The sequence below is a fragment of the Gilvimarinus gilvus genome (genome assembly GCF_030518155.1).
In the GTDB taxonomy this organism is placed as follows: domain Bacteria; phylum Pseudomonadota; class Gammaproteobacteria; order Pseudomonadales; family Cellvibrionaceae; genus Gilvimarinus; species Gilvimarinus gilvus.
The window spans coordinates 1-388 of record NZ_JAULRU010000127.1 but is presented as its reverse complement, the minus strand read 5'-3'; the positions used below and the strand labels follow the sequence as shown (position 1 = coordinate 388).

At 62.4% G+C, this 388-nt stretch carries 1 protein-coding gene; it reads right to left on the bottom strand.

The window, feature by feature from the left end:
• On the bottom strand, positions 1 to 388 hold a 388-nt coding region (locus tag QWI17_RS00785; protein ID WP_302720585.1), incomplete at both ends, for an AAA family ATPase.

Genomic DNA, 388 nt, shown 5'->3' with positions numbered 1-388 from the left:
GCCTTCTCGATTTCGTCGAGCAGCAACACGCAGTGCGGCTGCTTGGTAATCGCCTCGGTCAGCAGACCACCCTGGTCGAACCCGACATAGCCGGGCGGTGCACCGATCAACCGCGAAACCGTGTGGCGCTCCATGTACTCGGACATATCGAAGCGCACCAGCTCCACACCCAGCGCCTTGGCCAATTGCCGGGCCGCTTCGGTCTTGCCGACGCCGGTAGGGCCGGCAAACAGGAACGAACCCACTGGCTTGTCAGGTGCCTTGAGGCCAGCACGCGACAGCTTGATGGCCGTGGACAGCGAATCGATGGCCTGGTCCTGACCGAAAACGGTCAGCTTCAGGTCGCGCTCCAGGTTACGCAGCAGTTCCTTGTCGGAGCTGCTGACAT